Annotated in this window: 17 protein-coding genes; 7 read left to right on the forward strand and 10 right to left on the reverse strand. The window is 67.6% G+C overall.

Features of this window, described 5'->3' with window-relative positions:
- Positions 1–109: 109 nt before the first annotated feature.
- The 3 genes from PV766_RS12440 to PV766_RS12450 all read left to right on the forward strand — a co-directional run bounded on the left by PV766_RS12440 (position 110) and on the right by PV766_RS12450 (position 5,014).
- A complete protein-coding gene (locus PV766_RS12440) occupies positions 110–1,411 on the forward strand; it encodes an MFS transporter (RefSeq protein WP_064064983.1) in 1,302 nt (433 codons plus the stop codon).
- A gap of 259 nt (positions 1,412–1,670) precedes the next feature.
- Complete coding sequence (locus tag PV766_RS12445; protein WP_421097108.1) at positions 1,671–2,807, forward strand: steroid 3-ketoacyl-CoA thiolase; 1,137 nt, start codon at positions 1,671–1,673, stop codon at positions 2,805–2,807.
- Positions 2,808–2,809: 2 nt separating this feature from the next.
- Positions 2,810–5,014, forward strand: a complete 2,205-nt coding sequence (locus PV766_RS12450) for an acyl-CoA dehydrogenase family protein (RefSeq protein WP_421097109.1) — start codon at positions 2,810–2,812, stop codon at positions 5,012–5,014.
- Between the two features lie 739 nt (positions 5,015–5,753).
- Here the strand turns inward: PV766_RS12450 and PV766_RS12455 are convergent.
- The 3 genes from PV766_RS12455 to PV766_RS12465 form a co-directional block, all read right to left on the reverse strand.
- The gene (locus PV766_RS12455; RefSeq protein ID WP_115311451.1) at positions 5,754–6,548 is read right to left on the reverse strand and encodes a crotonase/enoyl-CoA hydratase family protein; all 795 of its coding nucleotides are present in this window, start codon (positions 6,546–6,548) and stop codon (positions 5,754–5,756) included.
- Between the two features lie 330 nt (positions 6,549–6,878).
- Complete coding sequence (locus PV766_RS12460) at positions 6,879–7,640, reverse strand: SDR family NAD(P)-dependent oxidoreductase (RefSeq protein ID WP_421097110.1); 762 nt, start codon at positions 7,638–7,640, stop codon at positions 6,879–6,881.
- A gap of 1,146 nt (positions 7,641–8,786) precedes the next feature.
- Positions 8,787–9,182, reverse strand: a complete 396-nt coding sequence (locus tag PV766_RS12465) for a VOC family protein (RefSeq protein WP_064064833.1) — start codon at positions 9,180–9,182, stop codon at positions 8,787–8,789.
- Between the two features lie 153 nt (positions 9,183–9,335).
- Here PV766_RS12465 and PV766_RS12470 point away from each other — a divergent pair, with 153 nt between their 5' ends.
- Positions 9,336–10,919, forward strand: coding sequence for an alkaline phosphatase D family protein (locus PV766_RS12470; RefSeq protein ID WP_421097111.1), 1,584 nt, complete (start codon positions 9,336–9,338; stop codon positions 10,917–10,919).
- A gap of 14 nt (positions 10,920–10,933) precedes the next feature.
- Here PV766_RS12470 and PV766_RS12475 read toward each other — a convergent pair whose 3' ends face one another.
- On the reverse strand, positions 10,934–12,562 hold the full coding sequence (locus PV766_RS12475; protein WP_421097112.1) for a Mur ligase family protein: 1,629 nt from the start codon (positions 12,560–12,562) through the stop codon (positions 10,934–10,936).
- Between the two features lie 17 nt (positions 12,563–12,579).
- Between PV766_RS12475 and PV766_RS12480 the strand changes: the two genes are divergently transcribed.
- Entirely contained in the window at positions 12,580–14,088 is a 1,509-nt protein-coding gene (locus tag PV766_RS12480; RefSeq protein WP_421097113.1) for a protein adenylyltransferase SelO, read from the forward strand.
- Between the two features lie 188 nt (positions 14,089–14,276).
- On the opposite strand, the gene PV766_RS12485 is transcribed toward PV766_RS12480, so the two are convergent.
- Positions 14,277–14,573: a type II toxin-antitoxin system Phd/YefM family antitoxin gene (locus PV766_RS12485; protein ID WP_421097114.1), complete on the reverse strand. Its 297-nt coding sequence runs from the start codon at positions 14,571–14,573 to the stop codon at positions 14,277–14,279.
- Between the two features lie 114 nt (positions 14,574–14,687).
- On the reverse strand, positions 14,688–15,320 hold the full coding sequence (locus PV766_RS12490) for a pyridoxamine 5'-phosphate oxidase family protein (RefSeq protein ID WP_421097115.1): 633 nt from the start codon (positions 15,318–15,320) through the stop codon (positions 14,688–14,690).
- A gap of 149 nt (positions 15,321–15,469) precedes the next feature.
- Between PV766_RS12490 and PV766_RS12495 the strand changes: the two genes are divergently transcribed.
- Together PV766_RS12495 and PV766_RS12500 are read left to right on the forward strand one after the other, a co-directional pair.
- Positions 15,470–16,873, forward strand: coding sequence for an FAD-dependent oxidoreductase (locus PV766_RS12495; protein WP_421097116.1), 1,404 nt, complete (start codon positions 15,470–15,472; stop codon positions 16,871–16,873).
- A gap of 51 nt (positions 16,874–16,924) precedes the next feature.
- Positions 16,925–17,320 (forward strand): tautomerase family protein, encoded by a 396-nt coding sequence (locus PV766_RS12500; protein ID WP_421097117.1) that lies wholly within the window; start codon positions 16,925–16,927, stop codon positions 17,318–17,320.
- A 24-nt stretch (positions 17,321–17,344) separates the two neighbouring features.
- Here PV766_RS12500 and PV766_RS12505 read toward each other — a convergent pair whose 3' ends face one another.
- The 4 genes from PV766_RS12505 to PV766_RS12520 all read right to left on the reverse strand — a co-directional run bounded on the left by PV766_RS12505 (position 17,345) and on the right by PV766_RS12520 (position 25,573).
- Entirely contained in the window at positions 17,345–18,493 is a 1,149-nt protein-coding gene (locus tag PV766_RS12505) for a hypothetical protein (protein ID WP_064064827.1), read from the reverse strand.
- Between the two features lie 77 nt (positions 18,494–18,570).
- Entirely contained in the window at positions 18,571–22,725 is a 4,155-nt protein-coding gene (locus PV766_RS12510; RefSeq protein WP_421097118.1) for a TIGR02680 family protein, read from the reverse strand.
- The gene (locus PV766_RS12515; RefSeq protein WP_421097119.1) at positions 22,722–24,116 is read right to left on the reverse strand and encodes a TIGR02678 family protein; all 1,395 of its coding nucleotides are present in this window, start codon (positions 24,114–24,116) and stop codon (positions 22,722–22,724) included. Before PV766_RS12515 ends, PV766_RS12510 begins: the two co-directional genes overlap by 4 nt.
- Positions 24,113–25,573 (reverse strand): TIGR02677 family protein, encoded by a 1,461-nt coding sequence (locus tag PV766_RS12520; protein WP_421097215.1) that lies wholly within the window; start codon positions 25,571–25,573, stop codon positions 24,113–24,115. Before PV766_RS12520 ends, PV766_RS12515 begins: the two co-directional genes overlap by 4 nt.
- Positions 25,574–25,599: the final 26 nt, after the last annotated feature.

A 25,599-nucleotide genomic window follows, 5' to 3' on the forward strand; every position in this document is an offset into this window, starting at 1 on the left:
ACCGTCTTTCGTTCGGTTACGACACGCCCGCAGTGTCATTCGGCTGCGGTTCGTACACCATCTTCATGGACGCAACCCGGTCGAGATCATCAGCGCCTTCGAGACGTCGATGGTCTTCGCCGCAATTCCGACATTCATTCGTGAGTTCGACAGCGACGCCGCCACCGTGGGTTGGGCGGTGACTGCCTTCCTTCTCGTCGCTGCCGCGTCCGCTGCAGTGTGTGGACGTCTGGGTGATATGTACGGGCGCGAGCGTGTGCTCGTGGTGTTGCTTGCCGCCGCCGCCGTCGGCTCGTTCATCAGTGCGATCGGCGACAGCATCGGCAGTATCATCGTCGGCCGCGCCATACAGGGTGTCGCAGGCGCAATTCTCCCGTTGTGTATCGGGGTGGCCCGTGCGCACCTTCCGACCGTGAAGGTGCCCGTTGCCATTGCTCTCATCTCCGGCTCGGCGATTGCCGCAGGCTCGGCCTCGCTGCTCGTCGCCGGTGTCATGATCGACTATGCGAGCTGGCACATGATCTTCATCGTGGCGGCGGTGTACGCAATCTTTGCTCTCCTTCTGGTGCTGTTCGTCCTGCCCTGGCAGGTTCCTACCGCCACCACGCAACGAGTCGACTACGTCGGTGCGATCACGTTCGCCCCTGCCATCGCGGCGGTACTGCTCGGCATCAACAAAGCCGGCGCATGGGGTTGGAGTGATCTCCGCACGCTCGGTCTCGTGCTCGGTGGCTCCGGAGTCCTTGCGCTGTGGGTGATGTGGGAACTGCGCGTGACCGATCCGATCGTCAACGTCCGGATGTTCGCGGACCGTAAGTTTGCGCTCACGATGTGTGCGACGGTGGTGATCGCCGCCGGCCCGATGGGTATCAGTACGATGATCATTCCGCTGGTCCTGCAGTCTCCGACCACAGGACCGTTCGGCTTGGGCGTCTCGGCGACCAATGCCGGTTGGCTGTCGTTCATCGGTTCGATGTTCGGCTTCGTCTGCACTCCGCTGAGCGGGCGCATCACGCGCGCTGTGGGTTCGCGGGTATCGATGCTGCTCGGTTCAGCCCTGTTCACCATCGGTAGCGCGATGATCATCGTATTCCACGACTCGATCGTCGGCATGACCGCGATGATCATCACCGTCTCGGTCGCGACCGCATTCGCCTACACCGCACTCCCGAACCTCATCATCGAGGCGGTTCCGGAAAGCAACACCAGCGAGGCGACCGGCACCAACGCGGTGCTGCGCACCGCCGGTCAAGGAATCGGCACCTCGGTCGCAACGGTGCTGCTGGCATCGACAGCAGCCGGCGCCGTCGGCGGGTTGAATCTGGTTGCCACCATGATGATTCTTGCAGGCTTGCTGACGATCGGCTTGACGTTGATGATCCGGCGGGGCAGCGTCTACACGAACGCGTAATCTCGGCCCCGATTTGTAATAGCCAACTGCTGCAGGACAATTGTTCCAGAGAACAGCGCTTCGGAGCCGAGTAGAAGAGCGGTCGCGTAGGGGATCAGGTCGCTGATCGAGCGCGTTGCCTCCTCGGCGCCGACGTGGTCCGACCGATTTCGCGCACGCGTGGCAGCGTCCGGTCGGTGGCTCCGGCCCCTGTAACCGAAGAACTACATCCACGTCTTTTGCACTGCTCCAGGAAGATTCACAGAGAGAGGTTCTGCAAATGAAACCCGTGATTGTCGATGCCGCGCGCACCTCGTTCGGCAAGCGCGACGGCTGGGTCTCCGGTCTGCACGCCGCTGAATTGCTCGGGCTGGCGCAGCGCGGAGTGCTCGACCGACTCGATCTGGATCCTTCCCTCGTCGAGCAGGCTGTCGGCGGATGTGTCACTCCGATCGGAGAGCAGTTCGGCAACATCACCCGCACCGCGTGGATGCATGCCGGTCTACCCTCACATACAGGGGCATCCACGATCGACGCCCAGTGCAGCACCGCCCTTCAGTCGGTTCTTCTCGTCGCCGGTCAGATCGCCCTCGGCACCCTCGAGGTGGGGTTGGCGTGTGGCGTCGAACTGATGTCGCGGGTACCGCTGACCGCCAAGGTCGGGACCGGAGCCGGGACGCCTCGACCGGAGACCTGGTCGGTGGACATGCCCGATCAGTACACTGCCGCCGATCGGATCGCGCGACACCGTGGGTTCACGCGCGAGGAACTCGACCAATTCGGACTGCGTTCGCAGCACCGCGCTCGCGCCGCCTGGGACAACGGTTGGTTCGATCGGCAGATCATTCCTGTCGCAATCCCCGGCGACGGGCTCGGTACGCGAGTCACCCAGGATCAGGGCCTGCGCGAGACGAGCATGGAGGCGCTTGCCCGGCTGCGCCCCACGATCGACGGCGGCCTCCACACCGCCGGCACGTCGTCGCAGGTGTCCGACGGTGCGAGCGCAGCCGTGCTGATGTCCGAGAACAAGGCTCGTGACCTCGGCGTGAGGCCGCGGGCCAGATTGCTCGCGCAGTGTGTCATCGGCGGCGATACCGAGTTCATGCTGGACGGCCCGGTTGCCGCGGCGCATACCCTGTTCGAGCGCACAGGGATGACCGTCGCCGACGTGGACCTGTTCGAGGTCAACGAAGCATTCGCTGCCGTGCCCATGTCGTTCGCACAGGTCCACAAGGTCGATCCGGGGGTGCTCAATGTCGGCGGTGGTGCCATTGCTCTCGGTCATCCAGCAGGCGCAACGGGTATTCGTTTGCTGGCCACGGCAATCGACGAGCTCGAGCGTCGGGACAAGGAGATCGCGATGATCGCCATCTGTGCCTCCGCAGCCACCACGTGCGTAATTCTGGAACGGATGTAGACATGGCCATCGCTCTTGACGCAGACCATCGTGACCTTGCCGACGCCGTTGCCGGCGTGGCCCGCCGTCACGCACCGATCGCACGCACCCGTGAGACATTCGCGGAACTTGCGGAGGGGAAACGGCCCGAGATCTGGGACGCATGCGTCCAGCAAGGCCTGCATGCTTTGCATCTGGCCGAGGAAGATCACGGTGCCGGCGCCGGTCTCCCGGAGCTCGCCGTCGTGGCCGAGCAGTTCGGTCGTGCCCTTGCGCCGGGTCCGTGGGTACCTACCGTCATCGCCAGCGCACTGATCGCCACACTCCCTTCGGGCGAGGTCGTCACGGATCTCCTGCGCCGGTTCGTCGACGGTGCGACCGGTGCCGCAGTTACCGTGCCCGGACTCGTCGCGACGCCCGTCGAGCAGGGATGGACGGTAACGGGCCTTTCCGAACCGGTGCTCGGATTGCCGGGCGCCGACGAGGTGATCGTGTGTGCCACCACCGCCGATGGCGCGTGGGTGTGGTTCCGGCTTCCCTCGACTGCCGGAGAGATCGAAGTTGCCGAGGGTGTGGACCTCACTCGATCGATCGGGCGGTTGCGACTCTCCGGCGAGGTGGTGAACGCCGAGCACCTGCTGCCGCCGGTCGAGAGGGACGATGTGCACCTGATCGTCAACACCTTGCTCGGTGCCGAGGCCGCCGGGATCGCAGCGTGGGCGCTGGACACGGCCGTCGACCACGTCCGCAACCGGCACCAGTTCGGCCGGCCGGTGGGGAGCTTCCAAGCCGTGCAGCACAAGGCGGCGATGATGCTGGTACGGCGTGACATCGCTGCTGCCGCTGCATGGGATGCCGCGCGATCGGAACTGCACGGTCGAGAACAGCAGCGGCTCGCGGCCGCACAGGCAGCCGTGACGGCTGTGCCGGCTGCCGTCGACATCGCTCTGGAGTGTGTCACTCTGCTCGGCGGTATCGGCTTCACCTGGGAGCATGACGCGCACCTGTACTGGCGGCGAGCGCTGTCGATCACCTCGATCGTCGGCCCGGAAGAGGTCTGGGCCCGCCGGCTCGGCGAGCTCGCGATGTCTAGCGCTCGCGATTTCTCGCTGGTCGGTACGGACGCCCTTCCGGAACTGCGAGAGCGCGTCGGGGAGGTCCTCGACGAAGTGCTCTCGCTTCCGGACGACGCGGTGTACACCGAGGGGTGGGCGCCGGCGCGCGGCGGTGCACGCCGAGCCCGATTGGCCGAGGCCGGTTTCGTCGCGCCGCACTACCCCCTGCCGTACGGGTTGGCAGCCACGCCGCACGAACAGGCCGTGATCGCGGACGAATTCGCGCGCCGCGGACTCGAACAACCCACCACTGTGATCGGGGAATGGGTCCTGCCGACACTGTTGCTCCACGGCACCGAGGACCAACAGCGGCGGTTCGTTGCTCCCACGCTCCGGAGCGAGATCGTCTGGTGTCAGTTGTTCAGCGAGCCGGGCGCCGGCTCGGACCTGGCAGGATTGTCCACCCGCGCCCGCAAGGTGGACGGCGGCTGGGTGATCGCGGGTCAGAAGGTATGGAATTCGCTTGCGCATCAGGCTGACTGGGGTATCTGTCTGGCGCGAACGAATCCCGATGTGCCGAAACACGAAGGCATCTCCTACTTCCTCATCGACATGCAGAGCGAGGGACTCGATGTGCGGCCGCTGCGACAGGCGACCGGAAAAGCCGAGTTCAACGAGGTGTTCTTCGACGATGTCTTCGTGCCCGACGACTGCCTCGTCGCCGAACCGGGTCAGGGCTGGCGGCTCGCGGCCACGACGCTGGCCAACGAGAGACTCAACATGGGGACCGAACTCGCGCACGGCTCCGCCGCACGCGTACGCGGTCTCGTCGAGTCCGGCCGGCATGCCGCAGGAGACGACGCGGCGCTGCGTACTCTCGGGCGTAGCACCGCCCGCGAGATGGCCTTGTCGGCAATGAACTTGCGCAGCGTGCAGGGTCGTCTGTCGGGTCTCGACGTCGGCGCGGAGATCAGCGTGCAGAAAGTTTTCAGTGCGATCGCGCAACGGGACGGTTCGCGAGCGCTTGTCTCGCTACTCGGCCCGGCCGGAGCCGTCGACGACGACGGGCACATGATCGACCACATCGGCCTGCCTGCAGTCCTGTTCGGCGGCGGTACCATCGAGATTCAGCTCAACGTGATCGCCCGTCGCGTACTCGGATTGCCCCGATAAGGACCGCGCACGCCGACCGATCCCGATCTGGTCTCGATAACACTTACTCACCGGCTGTTTCGGAACGAGTTCGGCGTGATGGAAGGCAGTCGGGATCGGTGTCGACGGTTGCTGTAGAGCCTGTTCTCGACGATCCAGCTCGTCGGTGTGACCTGCCGGCGCAGGGTGCACCGTCGGTGATCAGAACGACTGCGTTTACCGGTTGTCGGGTGTGCTGAGAGGACCGTCGACCCGATAGAAAGCGTCTGTGGTCTGCATCCCATGCCGAGGGCACAGGCGCAGTGGCGCCCCTGCGGAGAGGGAGGACGGCAGGCGCTTCGGCGCCGGCTTTGCTGTAGCCGTCCCTGAGGAAAGTATGAAGCGCTGCATCCGGCAGTGCGGTCTGCGAGAGTTCACGTAGTCGGGAAGGTATCGACCAGTTTCCACGTCGGCCTCGGACGACGACCTGCTGGGGACGACCTCGAAGGCCGACATGCCGATGGGACCTCGAGGGTCGAACACGTGCGGGTACATTCCCGAGTAGGACGGAAGTAGGAAGTGCGCGACACGTCCGTCATGGACAGCTTGATTCTGCCGAATCGACACTGAGACCACGACTCCCGATCGGTCGGTCGCGCCGCTCGATTCGTTCAACGGCGAGGGAATCCTGGGGAGCGGACGTCGCTCGCCTCGGAGTCGTGGTGCCTCCTCGCGACTCCGAGGCGTTTCACGAACGGGTGCGCAGCAGGACGTTGTGCGGTCAGCAGTTCCGCCACACGGGCGGTCGTTTCTCGGTGAACGCGGCGGCGCCTTCCAGCGCGTCCTCACTGGCGCACACGGCGTCGGACTCGGCCGAATTGACTTTCCAGATCGTGTTTTCGAGTCCGGACGCTTGTCCCTGCGAAATGATCTTCTTGCTCGCCTGTACCGCGATGGGTGCGTTGGCAGCGATGGCGTGGGCCAGACGTAAGGCTTCGGGCAGCACTTCCGAGGGTGAAACGACGACGTTGGCCAACCCCCAGCGAAGTGCCGTCTCGGCCGAGATCGGTTCGCCGGTGAATACTGCGTGCGCAGCGATCTTGGGAGGGATCTGATTGGGGAGGCGGATGAGCCCACCGCCTCCGGCGATGAGACCGCGTTTGACCTCCGGCAATCCGAGCGTGGCCTCAGAACTGAGCACGGCGAGGTCACAGGCGAGCACGATTTCGGTACCGCCGCCGGCCGCCACGCCGTTGACGGCGGCGATCAGGGGCTTGGACACGTAGTGCTCGACCAAGCCGGCAAATCCCCACTCGGGATGGTTCGTCGGCAGTACGGATCCGCCATCGGCAAAGGCCTTCAGATCGGCACCGGCACAGAACGCCCGTCCCGATCCCGTCAGGACGCCGACTCGCAGGTCGGGGTCACGATCGATCTCGTCGAGAGCAGCGCCCAGTGCATCGGACACCGCAGCGTTGACGGCATTGAGCACCTGCGGCCGATTCAGGGTGATAACTCCTACGGGTCCATCGCGGTGGAGCAGTACGACATTCTTTTCTTCGTCTGGCGTTGCCATAGCACTTCCCATTCCATCTATCGTCAAAGATCTCGTCACGACATCAGGGGCGACGGTCAGGTGACAACCCGACTCTTGAAGACCGGCATTCGAAACCGAGCGCTGAACATACGTGCAGAACGGACCTGTCCGACGATGATGATCGGCGCGCCGGCGACGACAACCTACCCGATGACGGCAGACCGGGACATGTTCGCCGGAAGCGGCCCCCATCAGAGCCGGGGGTGCGAGGGCCGCGTTACACCGCTATCCGCGACTCGACTTGATCCTCTCGACGGGGGCAGCGCCATCTGCCTCGACACCGCCGGTCGAACGGCGACCCTTCCAGGGTCAGCCCCAGCGGGACTGGCCGCCGTCGAGCGGAATCGTCGCACCGGTGAGGTATCCGGCATCCGGGCCGACCAGAAATGCCACTGCCCGGCCGATATCGCTTTCGGCATCACCGATTCTCCGCATCGGAATGCTCGCAATGAATGCTGCCGCCTCCTCGGGACGGGCGGCGATCCATCGCTCGAGGCCTGGTGTCCGGGCGTGTGGGGCGACTGCGTTGACCCGGATGCCGTCCTTGCCCCACTCGCACGCGGCCGCTCGCGTCAAAGCGCGCACACTCTCTTTGACGGCCGCGTAACCACCGTAGTTGCTGGCGTCCCAGCGCACTGCGACGGAACTGACCATGTTGACCACCGCTCCGCCACCGCGTGCCTTCATGTGCGGATAGCAGGCTTGCATGGTTCGCAACGTCGCCACAGGACCTGAGTTCAGCCCGGCCGCAAGTCTCTCGGGATCGAGGTCGAGGATGTCGCCGAGCGGATTGAGACTGGCATTGTTGACCAGGATGTCGATGCCACCGAACAAGTCGACCGTTTCGGCGACCGACTTCGTGATCTGGTCGCCGTCCGCAATGTCGGCGACGATCGGCTCGCCCCGACCACCGAACTGCCGGATTTGCTCGCAGGTCTCGATCAACTTCGATTCGGTGCGACCGACCACCGCGATCGACGCGCCCTGCTTGGCCAACGCAAACGCAATTCCCTGCCCGACACCCTGGCCTGCGCCGGTAATGAGCGCGATCTTCCCGTCCAGTTCACTCATCTGAAAGCTCTCCACTACTCGCCGTCACGCTCGGCCTTCGGTGTGAGGCAGGAGCTTGTCGGTGGAAGAGTAGTCAGGTGGTCGCCATCACTTCGGTTGCATTCCCGGTAGCCAGGATTCGGGTGGGATGGCCGGGGAGTTCAAGTCCAGGAACAGTTCTCGACGAGTCGCTACCCGGAGTCCATCATCGGCGGTCTTCCGCCGGTTGTGTTGCGGACGCCCGAAGTCACTGCAACCCGACGCTGTGCTGCCGCCCAGTGAGACCTGAACCACAGCGTGAGCATCGCCCCGATATCAAGAACAAGCTCTCGACATCGACGACCTACGACGACGGATGCAATGAACAGCTCGGTGGCCGCTCGGAGAGTGGCTGCGCGGTGAACGGCCGGCCCGTCGAACATCGACGGTGATCGGTCGGCACCGGTGTCCGAGAAGCGACGGCCCGTGCAGATCGAACCTTCTTCGGAAAGGCGTGATGGATGCTCGACCTCCACCGGTCTCTCGACGCGCGTGCGGAAGCCACTGCGCCGGATGCTCCCTTCGAACTCGTCGAGGAACAGGTCCGTGGCGTAGAAATGCCGGTGTTCCGCGACAGATACCGCTCTTGAACGCGTTGCTCGCCGAGTCGGTGCGGTACGGCGTACATGCCGTCGCATTGTCGGAAACTCGCTGCAACTGCTCGGCCTCGCTCCCATGGCTGCCTGCGAGACGCGATGCAGAGTGACGCCGAGAGACGCGCGGCCGGACAATCGGTCGGCGGGCGCGACTATTCGACTCGAGAGGTTCGCAGCGGGGGTCTGCAAGTTTGCGAAGTACCGGTTCGAACATTCGGGCCTGCGAGGAGGTGATGAAGGTGTACGAAGTGAAGGCTACCCACAGGGTCCTGGCGAATCGGTGACTCGCATGCGAGATCTACTCCGAGGCCTTCGTCGTCGATGGTGGGGCCGTCCTCTCCACCTGCGCCGGCCCTGCCAACGGTTACTGCCCGTGTGAGTCGGTGAAGCCGGAGTTCGACGACGTGTTCGAGATGAGCGAACGGCGACTCGAGGACGCTGTTCGGTGGGCGACGTCGATCTATCGTCCGCGGCGGAGATGACGCCGGAGAGTATGTAGCCGCGGTGGATATCCACCGACGTGCAGGGACGATCAGCTCGGTGGCGCGAAGAATTCGAGCGCGATGTTGTCGGGATCGCGGAACGACAGCCCGGAGCCGTACGCCGCGTTCTTGATGTCCCCGTGCGGGATTCCTAGACTGTCGAGCCGCTCGCGCCACTTCTCGAGCTCGCTCGCCGTGCAACCGAACGCGATATGGTCGAGCCCCGTGTTCCGTTCGTCGAAAGACCCCTGCGGTGGCGACCCGGAATGGGTGTGCAAGCCGAACAGCGTGCCGCCGTCGAGCGCGAAGACCGCGTGGTGGAAGGTGCCCGATTCGTCGTCCTCGTCGAGGGCGGGCATGGCGTCGAAGAGATTCGAGTACCACGCGGTGCTCGCAGCCAGATCCGAGACGGTGACGGCGACGTGGGTGAGTGCAGGAAAAGCCATGACAGTTTCCTCCGTCCGAAGCCCTCCTCATCGTAGACCTCGAGGCGATTGTGCCCACCCCTGTCGGCGAATCCCCAAATGTTTCCGAGAGTTCTCCCCGCGTTCGGTAACGCATTCCGTGAGAAAGAGATTCGACCATTACCTTTCGTGGCCATGCCTTTGTCGCGTAGATCGTTCCTCACGGCCGGACTCGGAATCACCGTCGTCACCGCAGCTACCTCCATCGGCGTCACCGGATACGGGCGCGCCTCCGCACCGGGAGTGAAGGGCGACCCCTTTTTGCTGGGTGTCGCCTCCGGCGACCCCGCGCCGGACGGATTCGTCATCTGGACGCGGCTCGCCCTCGACCCGATTGCCGAGGACGGACTCGGTGGAATGCCGAATCGGAACGTTCCGGTGCAATGGGAAGTCGCGGAAGACGAGAAGATGACCCGCGTCGTCGCACGCGGCACCGAACAGGCCGTCCCCGACAGCGCCCACTCCGTCCACGTCGAACTGTTCGGGCTGCGCCCCGGGCGGGAGTACTTCTACCGGTTCCGCACCGGCAACCATATGAGCGCGGTGGGGCGGGCACTGACGACACCGGCCGCCACCGAGATCCCGGCCGCCCTCACGATGGCGTTCGCGAGTTGCGCCCAGTACGAACACGGTTACTTCACCGCCTACCGGCGCATGGCGGAGGACGATCCGGATCTCGTTCTGCACCTCGGGGATTATCAGTACGAGTACATCAGCGGTGACTACACGAGCGACACCGGTCTCGTGCGTTCGTTCGACGGGCCCGAGACCGTCACCCTGGCGAACTACCGTCAACGTCACGCGCAGTACAAAGCCGACGCCGATCTGCAGGCGGCCCATGCAGTCGCGCCCTGGCTGGTCGTGTGGGACGACCACGAGGTCGACAACAATTGGGCCGGTCCCGTTCCGGAGAATGCCGATGCCGCTGAGGGTAACGACACCACCGAGAACTTCCTCGCCCGCCGCGCAGCTGCCTTCCAGGCTTACTACGAGAACATGCCGCTGCGACCCTCGTCGGCGCCCTCGGGACACGACATGAAGATCTTCCGGCGGGTCCGGTGGGGGAATCTCGCCAACTTCCACATGCTCGACACCCGGCAGTACCGCGACGACCAGGCCGCCGGCGACGGCTGGAAGAAGAACGCTGTAGAACGTCACGATGAGGCACGAACACTCACCGGAACCGAACAGGAACAGTGGTTGCTCGACGGCTTCCGCACCTCCACCGCGCAGTGGGATTTCCTCGGCCAGCAGGTGTTCTTCGCCGAACAGGACAGGGATCCGAGCCCCGACACCGACGAGGTGAGCATGGACGGCTGGGACGGATACGCCGCCTCGCGGCGCCGGATCACGCAGGGCTGGGTGGACTCGCCGGTACGCAACGCCGTGGTCCTCACCGGCGACGTGCACCGGCACTGGGCCAACGACATCAAGGCCGACTTCGCCGACCCCGATGCCCCGGTGGTGGGTTCGGAACTGGTGTGCACGTCGATCACGTCGAACGGCAACGGTACCGGCGCGACACAGATCGGCCATATGCAGGCGAACCCGCATCTGAGGTTCTACAACGATCGCCGCGGCTATGTGCGCACCACGATCACCCCGGATGCCGTGCACGCCGACTTCCGGGTGCTGGACACGGTCACCGAACCGGATGCGCCGGTGTCGACGAAGGCGTCGTTCACGATCCTGTCCGGGCACCCCGGCCTGCAGGCCTAGGAACCCGGCAGTCCTCAGCAGCGGGGCACGCGCGAGGTGGACCTCCGGTGCGTGCGGTGCAGCGCGCGCCGCAGTTCGTCCCGGTCGTCGAACAACTGAATCCTCTCCCCGGAGACCAGGCGTGGCTCGCATCCCCTCCCGGCCACGACGACGACATCTCCGGGACCGGTGTGGGAGACGGCGATCTCGAAGGCGCGGCGACGGTCGGGTTCGACGACGACGCGGGCACCGTGCGCGGCATGCGCACCCTCGGCGACCGCTTCCCGGAGAATGCGCGGGTCTTCGGAGAGCGGACTGTCGTCGGTGACGACCACGACGTCGGCGTAGGTCGCCGCGGTGTGGCCGAGCGGAAATCGCTTGGCGGGATCGCGCTCCCCGGTCGCACTGATGACGAGAACCAGCCGCCGCTCGGGAGCGAGCGAGCGGAGGAACGGCAACAGTTCGCGTTGCCCGGACGTGTTGTGCATGTAGTCGACCAACGCGAGAACGCCTTCACCGGCGTCGACGCGTTCGAGTCGTCCGGGCACACCCGCGAGCGTTTCCAGACCCGCCGCGGCGTGCAGGACGTCTCCGTCGGCGGCGGCCACCGAGGTGAGCGCCGTCAGCGCATTGGCCACCTGGTGGGGTCCGAGCAGAGACAGTCGCACCGGCGCACGTCCGGCCGGCGTGTGCACGGTGAAGGTGGTGCCGTGGAGGTCGCACCGGATCGTGTCCGCGTATATGTCGGCGCGGGCATCGCGGGTCGAGTGCGTCCACACCGGTACCTCGGCCGACGCCGCCAAGCGTCGGCCGTACTCGTCGTCGATGTTCACCACGGCGGCCTGCGCGCGATCCGCGGTGAACAGTGCCGCCTTGGCGGCGAAGTACTGCTCCATCGTGTGGTGGAAGTCGAGGTGGTCGGGTCCGAGATTGGTGAAAGCGACGGTGCGGAACCGCACACCGTCGATGCGGCCCTGACTGATGCCGTGCGAAGACACCTCGAGCGTCACCGCCTGCACAGCCTGGTCGCGGAACTCGGCGAGGGTTCGGTGCACCACCGCGGCTTCGGGGGTCGTGCGGGTTGCGGCCCGAACCCCGGTGGGACCGCGGACGACGACACCGCCGATCATGCCCGTCACGACACCGTTCGCGGAGAGCGCGGTGTCGAGGAGATAGGTCGCGCTCGTCTTGCCGTTGGTGCCGGTGATGCCGTGGACCTGCAGGTCGTGGGAGGGATGACCGAGGATCCACGACGCCAGCGGACCGACCACGTCGCGAGGCCGATCGACGACGAACGTCGGCAGCAGATGCGACGGCCGGTCGCTGAGCCCCGCGACCGCACCGCGGGAGCCGGCTTCGGCCGCGAAGTCCAGGCCGTGGACGTGATGCCCGGGCAACGCTACGTACAGATCGCCCGGCTGCACCGTCCGGGAGTCGTCGCTGATCCCGGTGATCACGCGGTCGTGACCGTCCGGCGGCCCGGCCCGCAAGACATCGCGGAGGTGCTCGGCGACGTCGCGGATCCGGATCTGCCGGGAGGGGCGGCCAGGATCGTCCGGGTCGGGATGCACGGGGGCGGATACCCGGTCCGGGGCGAAATGATGCGCCGCCGGTGACCGGGGTGCACCGGCGTTCCATTCGCCCGCGACAGGCGGCGGAGTCACACGGTTACCCTCGAGGGATGACTGCGATTCCGGATTTCCCCGTCGGCACGAACACCACGATATCCGGTCTCGGTAGTTCCTTCGCCGACGAGTTGAGTGGCTTGTCGGTGCCGTGGCAGGGCACCGAGGCGCCCGAGCCCGAACTGCTCGCGCTCAACGAGGAGCTCGCGGTGTCACTGGGCCTGGACGTGGCGGCCTTGCGCAGCGCCGACGGGGTAGCCGTATTGGCAGGCTCGGCGGTGCCGGTCGGCGCCAAGCCTGTCGCGATGGCGTATGCCGGTCACCAGTTCGGCGGATACGCCCCGCTGCTCGGCGACGGTCGCGCGTTGCTGCTCGGCGAACTCGTCGACGGGGACGGCCGACGTGCCGACCTGCATCTCAAGGGTTCGGGCCCTACGCCGTTCTCCAGGGGCGGGGACGGTTTCGCGGTTGTCGGGCCGATGCTGCGCGAATATCTCGTGAGCGAGGCCATGCACGCGCTCGGTATCCCGACCACCCGTTCGTTGTCGGTGGTGGCGACCGGCCGGTCGGTGTACCGCGAGGGTGTCGAGCCCGGAGCGGTGCTGGCCCGGGTCGCGTCCAGTCACCTGCGGGTGGGGACCTTCGAGTTCGCGGTGCGACGGGGCGAGATCGTGCGCTCGCTTGCCGACCACGCGATCGCCCGGCACTATCCGCACCTGCTCGACCGGCCGGAGACCGGCGAGGACAACCGCTACCTGGGCTTCTTCGCCGCCGTGGTCGAGGCCCAGGCGGCGTTGGTCGCGCAGTGGATGCTCGTCGGTTTCGTCCACGGCGTGATGAACACCGACAACACCACCATCTCGGGAGAGACCATCGACTACGGTCCGTGTGCCTTCGTCGACGCCTTCGATCTGGCCGCAGTGTTCAGTTCCATCGACCACAGTGGGCGCTACGCCTTCGGCAACCAGCCTGCCGTCCTGAAGTGGAATCTGGCACGTCTCGCCGAAACCCTGCTCACATTGGTCGATTCCACCCCGGACGCGGCGATCGGCGCCGTCACCGCGGTTCTCGACAGTTTCGACGCTCGCTACGAGCACCATTACCGGGTCGGTATGGCGGCGAAGCTCGGCCTCTCCGAGGACGCGCTCGACCGGGTCTCGGTCGACGATCTGCTGGCCCTGCTGGAAGAGCACGGCGCCGACTGGACCGCGACCTTCCGTGCCCTCGCCGACGAACTGCGAGGAGATCCGGCATCCCTGGACATGCTCGTGCCGCGCGAGCGCACAGCGCCCTGGCTCGAACGCTGGCACGCCGCCGCGACGAGCGACAACCGTGGGGCGAAAGAGCGGGCCGAGGCGATGGACCGGGTGAACCCGCTGTACATCCCCCGTAATCATCACGTCGATTCAGCTCTGAAGGCCGCGACGGCCGGTGACCTCGCGCCGTTCGCGACACTGCTCGACATGGTGACGCATCCCTTCGAGATGCGTGCCGAGTGGGCCGAATACGCCTCGCCGGCACCACGTTCGTTCGCCGAGTCCTTCCGGACCTTCTGCGGCACCTGACCGTCCGATCCCGCGCACCTCTGCTCGATCAGGCGCTCTCGGGGAGTCGGCCGTCTCGGCCGGCCCTGGACGAGCCGGGTGCCGGGCGGGCCGTGGTCGTCGGTGACGGTGTGCAGATGTACGGGATGGGTCGATCCGGCCCGAACTGTTGTGGACGACGGACCGACGACGCTTCGGCAGGTCGGCGCTCAGCGGGAACGATGGCGCTTCTTCCGCATCTTCTTGTTCTTCGTGCGCCGGCGAGCGGATCGTAGCGGCGGTTCGTCCGCCGGCTCGGCGTCCTCGAGCAGCGCCCGCTGCATCTCGCGGCGGAGGCTGTCCATCAGTTCGGGGGAGCGCAGCAGGAAGGTCGCCTCCTGCAGCGCCGCGTAACGGTCCTGGGAGATCAGGACGCCCGTGCCACGTTTGCCGACGATCTCGACGGCGACAGTGTCGTCGTTGACCTCTCGGACCAGTTCACCGAGCCGCTTGCGTGCGGCTTTCACGGACACGGACGTTGGTGGCACTCGCGGCGACTCCGATCTGTTCCCCCGACCCGGGCATCCTTTCATCACCGATGCCGGAATCGGGGGTGGACACGGCGGACACTCCGAACGAGATCACAGGAGTGCGCGCACGGAACGTGGCAGTGCGCTCGCGGAACCGGTGATCGGTGACGGGATCGGATCGTCGGCGACGGTACGCAGGGGCACCACTCCCGCCCACACGGAGTGGTCCTCGCCGTCCCCGCGATCCTCACCCGGACCGGCGGCCCGGACCTTCACGCTCGCCTCGGCGAGCGGCACCTCCAGGACGGTGGTGGCGGCCAGCTCCTTCGGGGTCGGCGACCGGACCTCGTCCCAGCGTCCCGGCATCAGATGTTCGCTCACCACCCTCAACGCACGTTCCTTCTCGTCCGGGACGACCGGTGTGGCCACTCCGAACAGCACGGCACTGCGGTAGTTCATGCTGTGGTCGAAGGCCGACCGGGCGAACACGAGTCCGTCGAGGTGTGTCACCGCGACGGACACCTCGATTCCGGCACGGGCGGCGAGGAACATCCCGGCGCCGGTGGAACCGTGCAGCAGCAACCGGTCTCCGTCGCGTCCCATCGCCATCGGCAGCACCACGGGCGATCCGTCACGCACGAATCCCACGTGCGCGATGCGGGCCTCGTCGAGAAGGCGGTGCAGGACGGCGGGATCGTCGGTGCCGCGTTCGGGTTTGCGCGTCAGACGTGTGCGGTTGTTCATGGCTCCGATCGAAGCAGCGCCGCCGCGGCCGGGCAACCGGATTCCGAATCGAGTAGTGCGCTACTCGCGACCGTCGACGATCGCCGCCCCAGACTTCGTGTACAGGCACGTAGGTGCGCGACAGTCGACCGGCCGACGGAGATGACGAGATGGACAAGATCGGTGACCATGCAATCGTTCTGGGCGCGAGCGTCGGCGGTCTGCTCGCGGCCCGTGCACTGGCCGATTCGTACCGCGCGGTGACGGTCGTCGAACGCGACGTCCTCCCGACCGGTGCGGACAACCGCCACGGGGTACCGCAGGGGCGGCACGGACACGGGCTTCTCGCCCGCGGCGCCCGGTCCATGGACGAATTGTTCCCGGGTATCCTCGACGAACTGATCGCCGACGGCGCACCGGTGATCGCCGACGGTGACCTGTCGGAGATGCACTTCGTCCTCGGTGGCCACCGGCTGGCGCCGTCGGGTCGCTTCCGCGACCGCCGAGCCACCTACGTGCCGAGCAGGCCGCTGCTCGAACATCATGTCCGGCGGCGCGTGCGCGCCATCCCGAACATCACTCTCCTCGACGGGCACAACGTCGGCGACCTGACGACGACACCCGACCGCCGCCGGATCACCGGAGTGCAGGTGGGCAGCCGCAAGGGTGTTCGGAGCCTGACGGCGGATCTGGTGGTCGACGCGATGGGGCGCGGAGCCCGCACCCCGGCGGGTCTCGAGAAACTCGGTTACGGGCGACCGGTCGAGGAGCATGTCGTCGTCCACGTCGTGTATCGCAGCCAGCTGTTGCGACTCGCGCCGGGCACACCGATGGAGAAGATGGTGTTGATCGGCGCCGTGCCGGGTCGCCCCGCGGGCATGGCGCTGTTCGGCTACGAGCACGACACGTGGCTGTTCACGGTCGCCGCCATGGCTGGTCGTGAACCGCCACCGCGCCTGGACGGCATGATCTCCGCCGTGGAGGCGTACGCGCCCGAGCATGTCGTGGCCGCGCTCCGTACCGCCGAACCCCTCGGTGAGCTGGCGCAGCACAAGTTCCCGTCCAGCCAATGGCGACACTATGAGCGGATGCACCGTTTCCCGGATGGACTGCTGGTCTTCGGCGATGCGATCTGCAGCTTCAATCCGGTCTATGGTCAGGGCATGACGGTAGCCGCCGTCGAAGCGATGTCGCTGCGGGACTGCCTGCGGCGCGGTGAGGACGACCTGTCCCGCAGATTCTTCCGGGCCGCGAGGAAACCCATCGGCGCCGCGTGGCAGCTCGCGGTCGGCGCGGATCTGGCGCTGCCCGAGGTCGAAGGTTCACGCAGCGTGCAGACCCGACTCGGCAACGCGTATGTGGCGCGTGTCCTGGCCGCTGCCGAGAACGATCCCGTGGTCGTCGACCGATTCCTGCGGGTCAGCAGCCTGATGGATCCGCCGAGCTGTCTGTTCCACCCTGCGCTCGTGGGACGGGTGTGCGTGGGTAACCTCCGGCGCCACCGGAGAACCGACGCCGCGAACTCGGCGGTCCCCGGCGAGAAGCGGAGGAATTTCTCGGCCGTCCGCCGATGAATTCCGCCTCCGTCCATTGCGCAGCGGTCCTCCGACCGGTAGAAGTGTCGGATGCCCAGCACCGTCATCGAGGTTCGCACCCGCCACGACCGCGAGGTCGAGACCGGCATCATCGACGCCGTGCACGACGCGCTCGTCGCTGCCTTCCGGATCCCGGAGGTCGACAAGCACGTCCGGCTTGTGGTGCACGAACCTGAACGCTTCGCGGTGCCGCCGACCCTGACCTCTCCCGAGCTCTACACCCTGGTGATCGTCGACTGCTTCGCGGGGCGCAGCGTGGACGCGAAGCGGCGCCTCTACCGTGAGATCACCGAGCGGCTCGAAGTTCTGGGGATCCCCGCCGACCACGTCACGGTCATCGTCCGGGACATCCCCGCCGCGAGTTGGGGAATTCGCGGCGGGCAGGCTGCGTGCGACGTGGATCTCGGTTTCACCGTCGACGTGTGAGGACTGCACCCTCCCCGCGTCGATCTATGGGAAGAACTGCGGGTTCGAGGCGGTGGAGGGTTCCAGGAAGCCGAAGTTGTCGACCACATCCCAGAGGGGATCGTCGAACCCGATGTCGAAGGTGCAGTCGGACTCGCGTGGGTCGGGTACGAACGCCCACAGCAGTGCACCCGCGGTGCCGGCGGCGCGTTGACCTTCGATCTTCGTGGTGATGTGCTCGGCGCGGTCGACGAGCGATCCGCACGATCCGGCGAGCTCACCGATCTCCGCCACGAGCAACGGCTTTCCGACGGCCGTGGCCTGCGCGACTCGCCGGGCGAGACCGTTCCACTGATCGCCGGGCAAGGGCACGCCGTCGGCGCCGTAGTCGTGGTACTGCACGGCATCGACATACGGTGAGGCGCTGACGAACCGGTATTCGTCGCCCTGGGTTCCGCACTGGCCGCCTCCGGTGTACCCCGCCGTGATCAAGGTGCGGGGGTCGACAGCGCGCAGTTCGGCACCGGCTGTATCGAAGAAGTCGCGCAGCACCTGGGCGGCCCCGGGCTCGCACGACCGGGTCCACCAATAGCACGCGGCGTCGGTGCAGGAACTCGTCTCCGGCTCGCCGACGAGCTCCCACGCCGCGAGGGAGGGGGAATCCCGGTAGCGGGCGACGGCAGTGTGCATCCAGTCCCGGTAGCTCATCACCACCCGCTCGTGGCCCGGGGTGAACTCGGTCCAGCCGTCGACGTACCACTGCCGGCCCTTGAAGACCTCGTCCTCACACGCACCGTCCTGAGGTGCCAGGACAGGTAGCAGCATCTGATCGTGCGCTTCGGCCGCCGCGAAGACCGCATCCATCGGTCCGAAGTCGAGTTGTCCCGTGAACCGGTTGACGGCCAGCGCCTGGAACAGATTGAATCGGGTGAGCGAATTCGGCGGCAGCGCGCCGAAATAGGCGTCGAGGTCGACCATGGCGCCGCATCCCCAGTTCACCGACCAATCGGTGGCGAGCTGGTAGGCATTGAACCCGGTGGGCCACCAGGCCCGACCGTCGAGCATGAAACCGTCCGGCGACGCGGTCACCCGCGCGCCCGGTGCCGGTGCGGCTGCCGCGGGGCCCGCGCCCAGGAGCAGGCCGACCACGGTCGCGGCGCCGACGATGAGTCTGGATACCCGAAGCCTCGTCATCTTCCGGATCGTAGGACCGCGAGGCAAGGGGGGAGCCCCGATCGACCAGCAACACGCCGCAGTGACCGTCGTCACGATCAGGCGAACTCGAAGGCCCCCTCCGCAGGGCGTGCGACCCGACGGGTCCGCGGAGATCCCAGCGCGCTCTCCAGATCGGACCCGTCGTGCTCGGCGAGCAGTTCGCCCCCCGACCACACCAGCAGCGTGGTGGCGACGGTGTGCTCGGCCACCGAATGCGACAGGTCGTAGTGCGCGCACCCCGGCACGCCCGCATAGGTGATCCACAGGTCGAAACCGGTCATGAACAGATCGAGGTCGAATTGCACGGACAGACCGAGCAGTTCGCTGCGACCGGTGTCGTCGACGCCGGCGAAGGCCTCGTCGAGGGCGAGCAGGCGCGGCGCGTGCGGGTCGGCCGAATCGAGCATCACGTGCGCCGCCGCGAACAACGGCAGGTGCAGGGAGACGGACTGTTCGCCACCGGACAACGCCGAGTGCCGGGCCGGGGTGAGGCGGTCCTCGCTGCCGTCCGCACCGATGAGACTGAACGAGAACACCCGCCACCGGCGGTAATCCAGCGTCGCGGCGAGGATCTCCGGGTACGACCGTTCCGGGTGCGCGGCCCGCTCCGCGCGGATCCGCGAGGCGAAATGCGCGCGGATCCCCGCGAGATCGTCCGGTGCCAGCATCGACGCGTCGCGGTCGAGGAGTTTGCACACCGCCCGGGCCGGCTCGTCGAGATGGTCGGCGAGCACCCAGTGCACCCCGATGGTGTTGCCCGAGGACATGTGCCGTTGCCGCATCTCGGTACCCATCCGGGCGATGAGGTCGCGGGCGTCGACGGTGCGCTCGTGGATCTGCTGCGCGAGACCGGTGAGGAGCGCGTCTTCGAGGATGCGCCGTTCGGAGTCGGTGAGCAGGGTCTCCTGTTCCTGCCGCGCTCGGGCGATACGTTGCGCGAAGGCCGCGACGGACGTGTAGCCCTGTTCATCCTGTACCTGCACGACGGTGACGCCCTCGGCGGCGTCCCAGTGCAGCCGGTAGTCGCGGCCCCGGGCGAGTTCGGCGTCGAACTCCTGCAGTGCGGACGTCAGCGCCGAGGCGGTGGACTTGCGAGTGGACTCGGAGGTCGTGACCGATTCGGTGGCGGTGTCGAGGGCACGGAACAGTGCGAGGACCTCGGTGGGCAGTACGTCGACCGGGTTGTCGGGGGACTGCCGGATCCGATAGGCGAGCTGATCGGCGTCGAGCCACGCGGCCGCGCTGGACGGCCAGACGTGTTCGGTGTCCACACCGAGCAGTATCAGCAGGTCGCGGCGGGCGAACGGCGCGAGTGTGTCGGCGTCGGCCCGGGCCTCGGTGAGCGCCGAGCGCAGGGCGGTCTCGGCGCCCGTATGGGCCGCGTCGGCCTTGCCGATTCGTTCGAGCGCCGCTTCGTGGGCCTTGCGGGCGGTCCGTTCGGCGGTCTTCGTCATCTCGATCCTGCGCCGCGCCTCGTCGAGCTGGGTGTCGAGGCGGTCGGCGCTCGCCCCGATGGACTCGCGCAGCGTCGCGAGTTTCTGCTGTTCGTCGGCCAGTCTTTCGGCGTTCTCCGCGGCGAGTTCGGCCGCGTTCTCGGCGGAGACCCGTGCTTCCTCGAGGCGAAGATCGGTGTCGCGGAGCCGATCGCCACAGGTGACCTGTTCGCGCAGGGCGCGCTGCAGGGCCTGAGCCTGCGAACGGAAGTGCCGCACGGCCGCGTCGAGACTGTCGAGTTCCGTCGCAGTGAGCGGTGCCCGGTGCCGGCCGGCCGTCGATCGCAGGTGCTGTTCCTTGGTGGCGATCGCGGCGATCGCCTGGTCCAGGTCGCGGTCGGCGGCGGCCGCGGACTCGGATGCGGTCCGCAGCGCGCCGGCGCATTCGGTAACCTTGCGCAGCGTCGCGAGCACGGATCCGGTGCGCGGCAACGACTTCGCGGCGTCGTCGAGTGCGGTGAGCCGGTCGCCGATCTCGCGATCCTGCTCGCGCAGCGACTCCACGTCGGCGCGGCATTCGGCGATGGTGGTCTCGAGTTCGACGATGCGACGCTGCCGACGCCGGGCGCGGGCGGTGGCCCCGATGAACTCGACCTGCTCCTTGACGTGGCGACCGAGCTGCACTCCTTGCCGGAACCCGCCGTGCGCATCGACCGACACCCGCGCGCCCGGTCCGAGGTCGGTGGCCCACGCGATCGACGACAGCACCGCGGCGACCCGTTCCTCGGGGACGGCCGTGTCGGGCTCGGGAACGAGTACATCCGCGAGCGTGGGACCGCTCGGCCGGTGCTCGGGCGCCAACGGCACCAACAATTGCTCCGACTCGATGTCCGGCAGGTCGCCATCGGTGATCCACCCGTCGAGCAGGTTCGCGGCCTGCAATGCCGCTTCGATACCGGCGGCGTCCTGTGTCGACACGTCGTCGCGGAACCGGACGAGCTGCCACAGCGGGGCGCCGACAAGATCGTCACGGTTGCCGGTGCGAGCGGGGAATACCGGGGGAGCGTCGTCGCGTTCGGCCGCGACGGCGGCGCGTTCGGTCTCGAGTTCGGCGATGCGGGTGCCGAGCGACTCGATCTCCGAGCCGCATACGCGACGCCGGAACCGCAGGTCGTCGAGCACCGGGCCGGTGTGCTCGGCGAACACCGCCGCCGGAGCCGGCGCATCGTCCTGACCGACGGTTCCGAAGGCGGTGTCGAGCGCTTCGAAGACCGGAGTGGACAGACCCACGGCCGCGAAGGTCTCGGCGCGATCGGACCACCACCGGCCCAGCTCGGCGGCGATCTCGCTGCGGGACAGCTCGACGATGGTCTCGGCAGTCTCCACCGCGGCCGACGCGGTGTCGCGTTGCGCGCGGGCACGCACCGCCGCGGCTTCGGCCCGTGATCGCGCCGCGGCGGCACCGTCGAGATGGGACAGTGCACTGCGCACGGCGCGCACGTCGGCGTCGCGTTCCTCGGCGAGCGCGTCTATCGCCGCGTTGAGCTGCTCGGTCCGTTCGATGTCGTCGAGACCGCTCCACGTGATGCCGGCGTCCTCGGTTGCCGCACTCAGCCCGTCCTCGGTGCGACGACGCGTCGCCGTCGCCGTCTCCAGCGCGTCGCGGGCACTGTCGTGATCGCGGAGCCGGTCGGCCACCACGGCCTGGGCGCGGTTCGCCTGCTCGGCCTGCGCGGCGGTGGTGCGCTCGAGGTTCTTCACCGCCGACGCGAGGTCGTCGAGCTGCTGTTTGCCTTCGTAGGCGCTCGAGCGGTGGAGTGCCTCGAGGGTGGTGCGCGCTTGTTCGTGGTCGCGTTCGGCCACCAGGAGCTGTTCCTCCGAGGCGGTGCGTGCGGCGGTGGCCTCGGTGCGGGCCTCGGACGCCTCACGCAGCGACCGGACCGCCGTGTCGACCACCCCGAGACGAACGGCGACCTTGTCCACAGCGGTGCGGGCCTGCTGACGGATGTACTTCGAGTACACCTTGACGAACTGCTGCGCCGCGTCGTCGGCGGCCGCGAGAGATTCGAGTGTGCGCTCGACTTCCTCGATGGCGGAGAACGAGCGGGCGGCCTCGACGATGAGGTCGTCGTCGAGGGGGCGGAGTCCGTCGGTCAGGGCCTGCGACAAGCCCTTCGGATCGAGGTTCTTGGCGAGCTGCGGGCGGCGCAGCGTCAAGATCAGGTTGATCAGCTGGTCGTAGCGTTGCGCGCCCAGTCCGAACATGCGTGCGTCGATCGCGCCCCGGTAGTCGACGGGGCGATCGGTGATCGCGTCGGCTCCGATCCGGTCGGCGAGTTGCTTGCGGGTGAGCGGGCGGTCCTCGTCGTCGAGAAGTGAGAAGTCCACGCCCACACGGCCGTCGACGACGAAGTGCCAGCGGGTCACCTTGTCGTTGCCGCGGGTGGCGCGCATGCCGATGCCGACGGTGACGGCCTCCGGGTCGTCGGCGCGGCCGCGGCAGAATTCCATCCACACATAGGAGTGGGCGCTGTCCTGCCCCCGGTACAGCAGATTCGAGCGCATGGTGCGTTCCTCGCCGGCGAACGGGTTCAGGCGTCGCGGTTCGATGCGGCCGTCGAGCACGAAGGGGAACAGCACCTCGAGGGCCTTCGTCTTGCCCGACCCGTTCGGTCCGCGCAGCACCAGTCGTCCGTCGGCGAACGAGAACTCCTGGTCGCGGTAGTCCCACAGGTTGATGATCCCGGCACGCGTGGGGCGGAATCGGGCGCTGCTCATGAGATCTCCGTCGGGGTCGTATCGGGGTCGGGGACTGTCGGCGGGGTGGACTCGGGAAACAGGTCGATCTCCGGATCCCGTTCACGCACACTGACCGTCACGCCGCGGAAGCGCGCGATCGCGGGCAGGACGAGCACCCCGCCCGCCACCCGGGCCACCAGCCGCAGCCGGTCGAGCATGTCCACCGCGGCTTCGGTCAGTCCGGCGGGGTCGGCCTGCCATTGCGCGGCGAAGGTCCGGCCGTAGATGTCGACGAGACGCCCGACGGTGCCTGCCAGCCACGAATCCTCGAGCAAAGGATGCTCGAGCGGTGCGCGAATGTCGTCGTTCTCGGCCTGCTCGTGCGGTATCGGAGTGTCGGACACCGCGAGCGGGGTGAACACCGTCGACCTCGGGATCGCGGCATCGACGGCGGCGACGAGGGCGTCGTGTGTCTCCGCGGGGACCGGCAACCGGGGCGGGGCCGGGGTGTCGGGGTCGAGGACGCGGTCGCACATCTCTCCGGCCAGCAGCAGGGCGACCTGGGCGACCGTCCCGGTGTTCGGGAACCGGAGATCCGACAGTCGTCCCGAAGTGTCCACCAGCGCAACGCCTTCGGCGCGACGCTCGCAGACGAGGCCGGTCAGCAACTCCACGTCGTCGGTGGTGCGGCGCAACGCCAGCTGCAGCGCCTCGTCCTCGTCGAGGTCGTCGGCGTAGACCACGGGGCGCTGTACCACTGCGCGTCGCACCCGCCGCCGAACCTCCGCCGTATCCGAATGCGGGGCACCCGCATTGCCGAGCAGACCGCACACCGATTCGAGATGCTGCAACGCCCGCGGTGGCCGGAACAGGGCGTGCACGACCGCACGGTCGACATCGTAGAGCGCTTCACCGCGCTCGGGGTCGCTCGCCCACCCACCGGCATCACCGTCGGCGAGGGTGATCGCGCCGCGCACACCGAGCCAGGTCACGGCGTCGACGAAGGCATCGCGATCGGCGGCGCGTTCGGTGTCGAGTTCGACACCGTTCACCCGACCCGCCTCGGAGGCGACGTGCTCGGCGAGTTCGGACAGGGTGATCTGGCCGGCACCACGACCGAGCGCCGCAATCGCCAACGCGAGATAGGCGTACCGGCGACGGTCGAACGGCCGACCCGTGTGCGTCGACGTGCCCGTACCCGCGTCGAGACGATCGGCGACGGTGAACAGCCGCGCGGTGGTCTCGGTGACCTCGAGCCGGTATCCGAAGGTGGCGAGCAGATCGTCGCGCAACTCGGTGGCCCAGCGGCGCACCGTCGCCAGCGCCGCACGGTCGGGGAAGGTCGCGGTGACGAGATGGTGGGTGAGCACCAGCCGGGCAGCACGCTGATACGAATCCAACTCGACCGACGGGATCGAACGCGCCCTCACCGCACCTCCACCGACAGACCGTCCAGATACAGGCGCCCCCGCGCGGTGTGCACCACGGTGGACTCGCCGCTCGGGCGGAGTGTGAGCTCGACCCCGTTCTGGGTGCCGGAGGCGACATCGTCGCTGCGCACCCGGCCCCTCACGGGGACTCGCGCCGACAACGCCGCGTCGAGCAGGCTCAACAGCACCTCCGCTTCCGGTTCGCTCAGCTTCCGTTCGCGCACCCCACCGGCGGCGAGGGAACGAGCCGCCTCGGCCCGGCGACGCTGCTTCTCGAGCTGGGTCTCGCGCAACCGGCGCACCCCGGCATCGTTGCGCTGGATCCGCCCCGGCGCCCCCGCTGCGGGCCGGCGACCGGTCTCGGCCAGGGTGCGGGAGATCTCGACCGGTGGCGCCTCCCACCACGACCGGGTGACCGGAACGACGTCGGCATCGGGATGTGCGACGGAGAAATGCCGGGGGCGGTCCAGGTCGAAGACCGCCCCGAACAGCGCGTGCGCGGCGTCCTCGGATGGTGCCGCGGCGAACCAGCCGGCGAGATGCCGCAGCTGCGACTCGCGGCTGACGCCTCCGCGCCGCTGCTCGGTGAGCCGGCGCAACAGTCCCAGCACCGCCGAGATCGCGTTGATCGTCGCGCCGCGCAGACGTTCGGACTCGCTCGGCTCGGCACCTACACCGACGAACCAGTGTTCGATGCCCCACCAGCGTTGCGCCCAGTCCGCTTCGCGTTCCTCGAACGACAGCAACACCCGCTCGTCGTGCCGGGCCGCCTCCGCGGTGAGCTTCTGCACGCCGGTGGCCTGCACCCGGTCCAGGGCCGCGGAGAGCTTCGGAGCATAGCGGGCCAGGTCGGTGCTGAACTCGCGCATGTGGGTGAGTAACGCATCCTTGTGCGCGAGGAAGGTCTCCGGGGTGACCTCGGTGGTGCGCACCAGGTCGCCGAGGACGAGATAGAAGCGGGCGGCGCGCTCGGCCATGTCCGACAAGGTCGCGTCGAGCCGGCTCAGCTTCCGGTAGACCAGTTCGCCGTCGCCGGCCGCGTTCGCGTCGGCGAGATCGTTCAGGTCGGCGAGCAGGTCGGGGAGTGCGAGGCGCGACAGCGACACATCCTCACCGCGGGACGACAGGACATCCTCGACGGCACGGAACACCCGGTAACCGGCCTGCCCGAACTGGTAGACGTAGTGCCGGTTGCGATATTCGGCGAGTGTCGCCGCGCGGGTGCCGTCGTAGCTGCGTTCGAGTACACCCCATGCGTGCAACTGCTCGAGCAGCGCCGGGATCTCGGAGGAATCGGGGACGTCGTCGCCGGTCGCCCCGGGCAGCCGGGCCAGGACGTTTTCGACGTCCCCGGCGTGCAGCAGCACCGAATAGTTGCCGCGCGCGTGATCGAATGCGCGCAGAACCCACAGGTAGTCCACTCTTTTCTCGGCCGTGGCGAACGAGAACAACCGCAGGCGGTCGTCCCGCACCAACGCGTCCT

This window comes from Rhodococcus sp. As11, assembly GCF_048957735.1.
In the GTDB taxonomy this organism is placed as follows: domain Bacteria; phylum Actinomycetota; class Actinomycetes; order Mycobacteriales; family Mycobacteriaceae; genus Rhodococcus; species Rhodococcus gordoniae.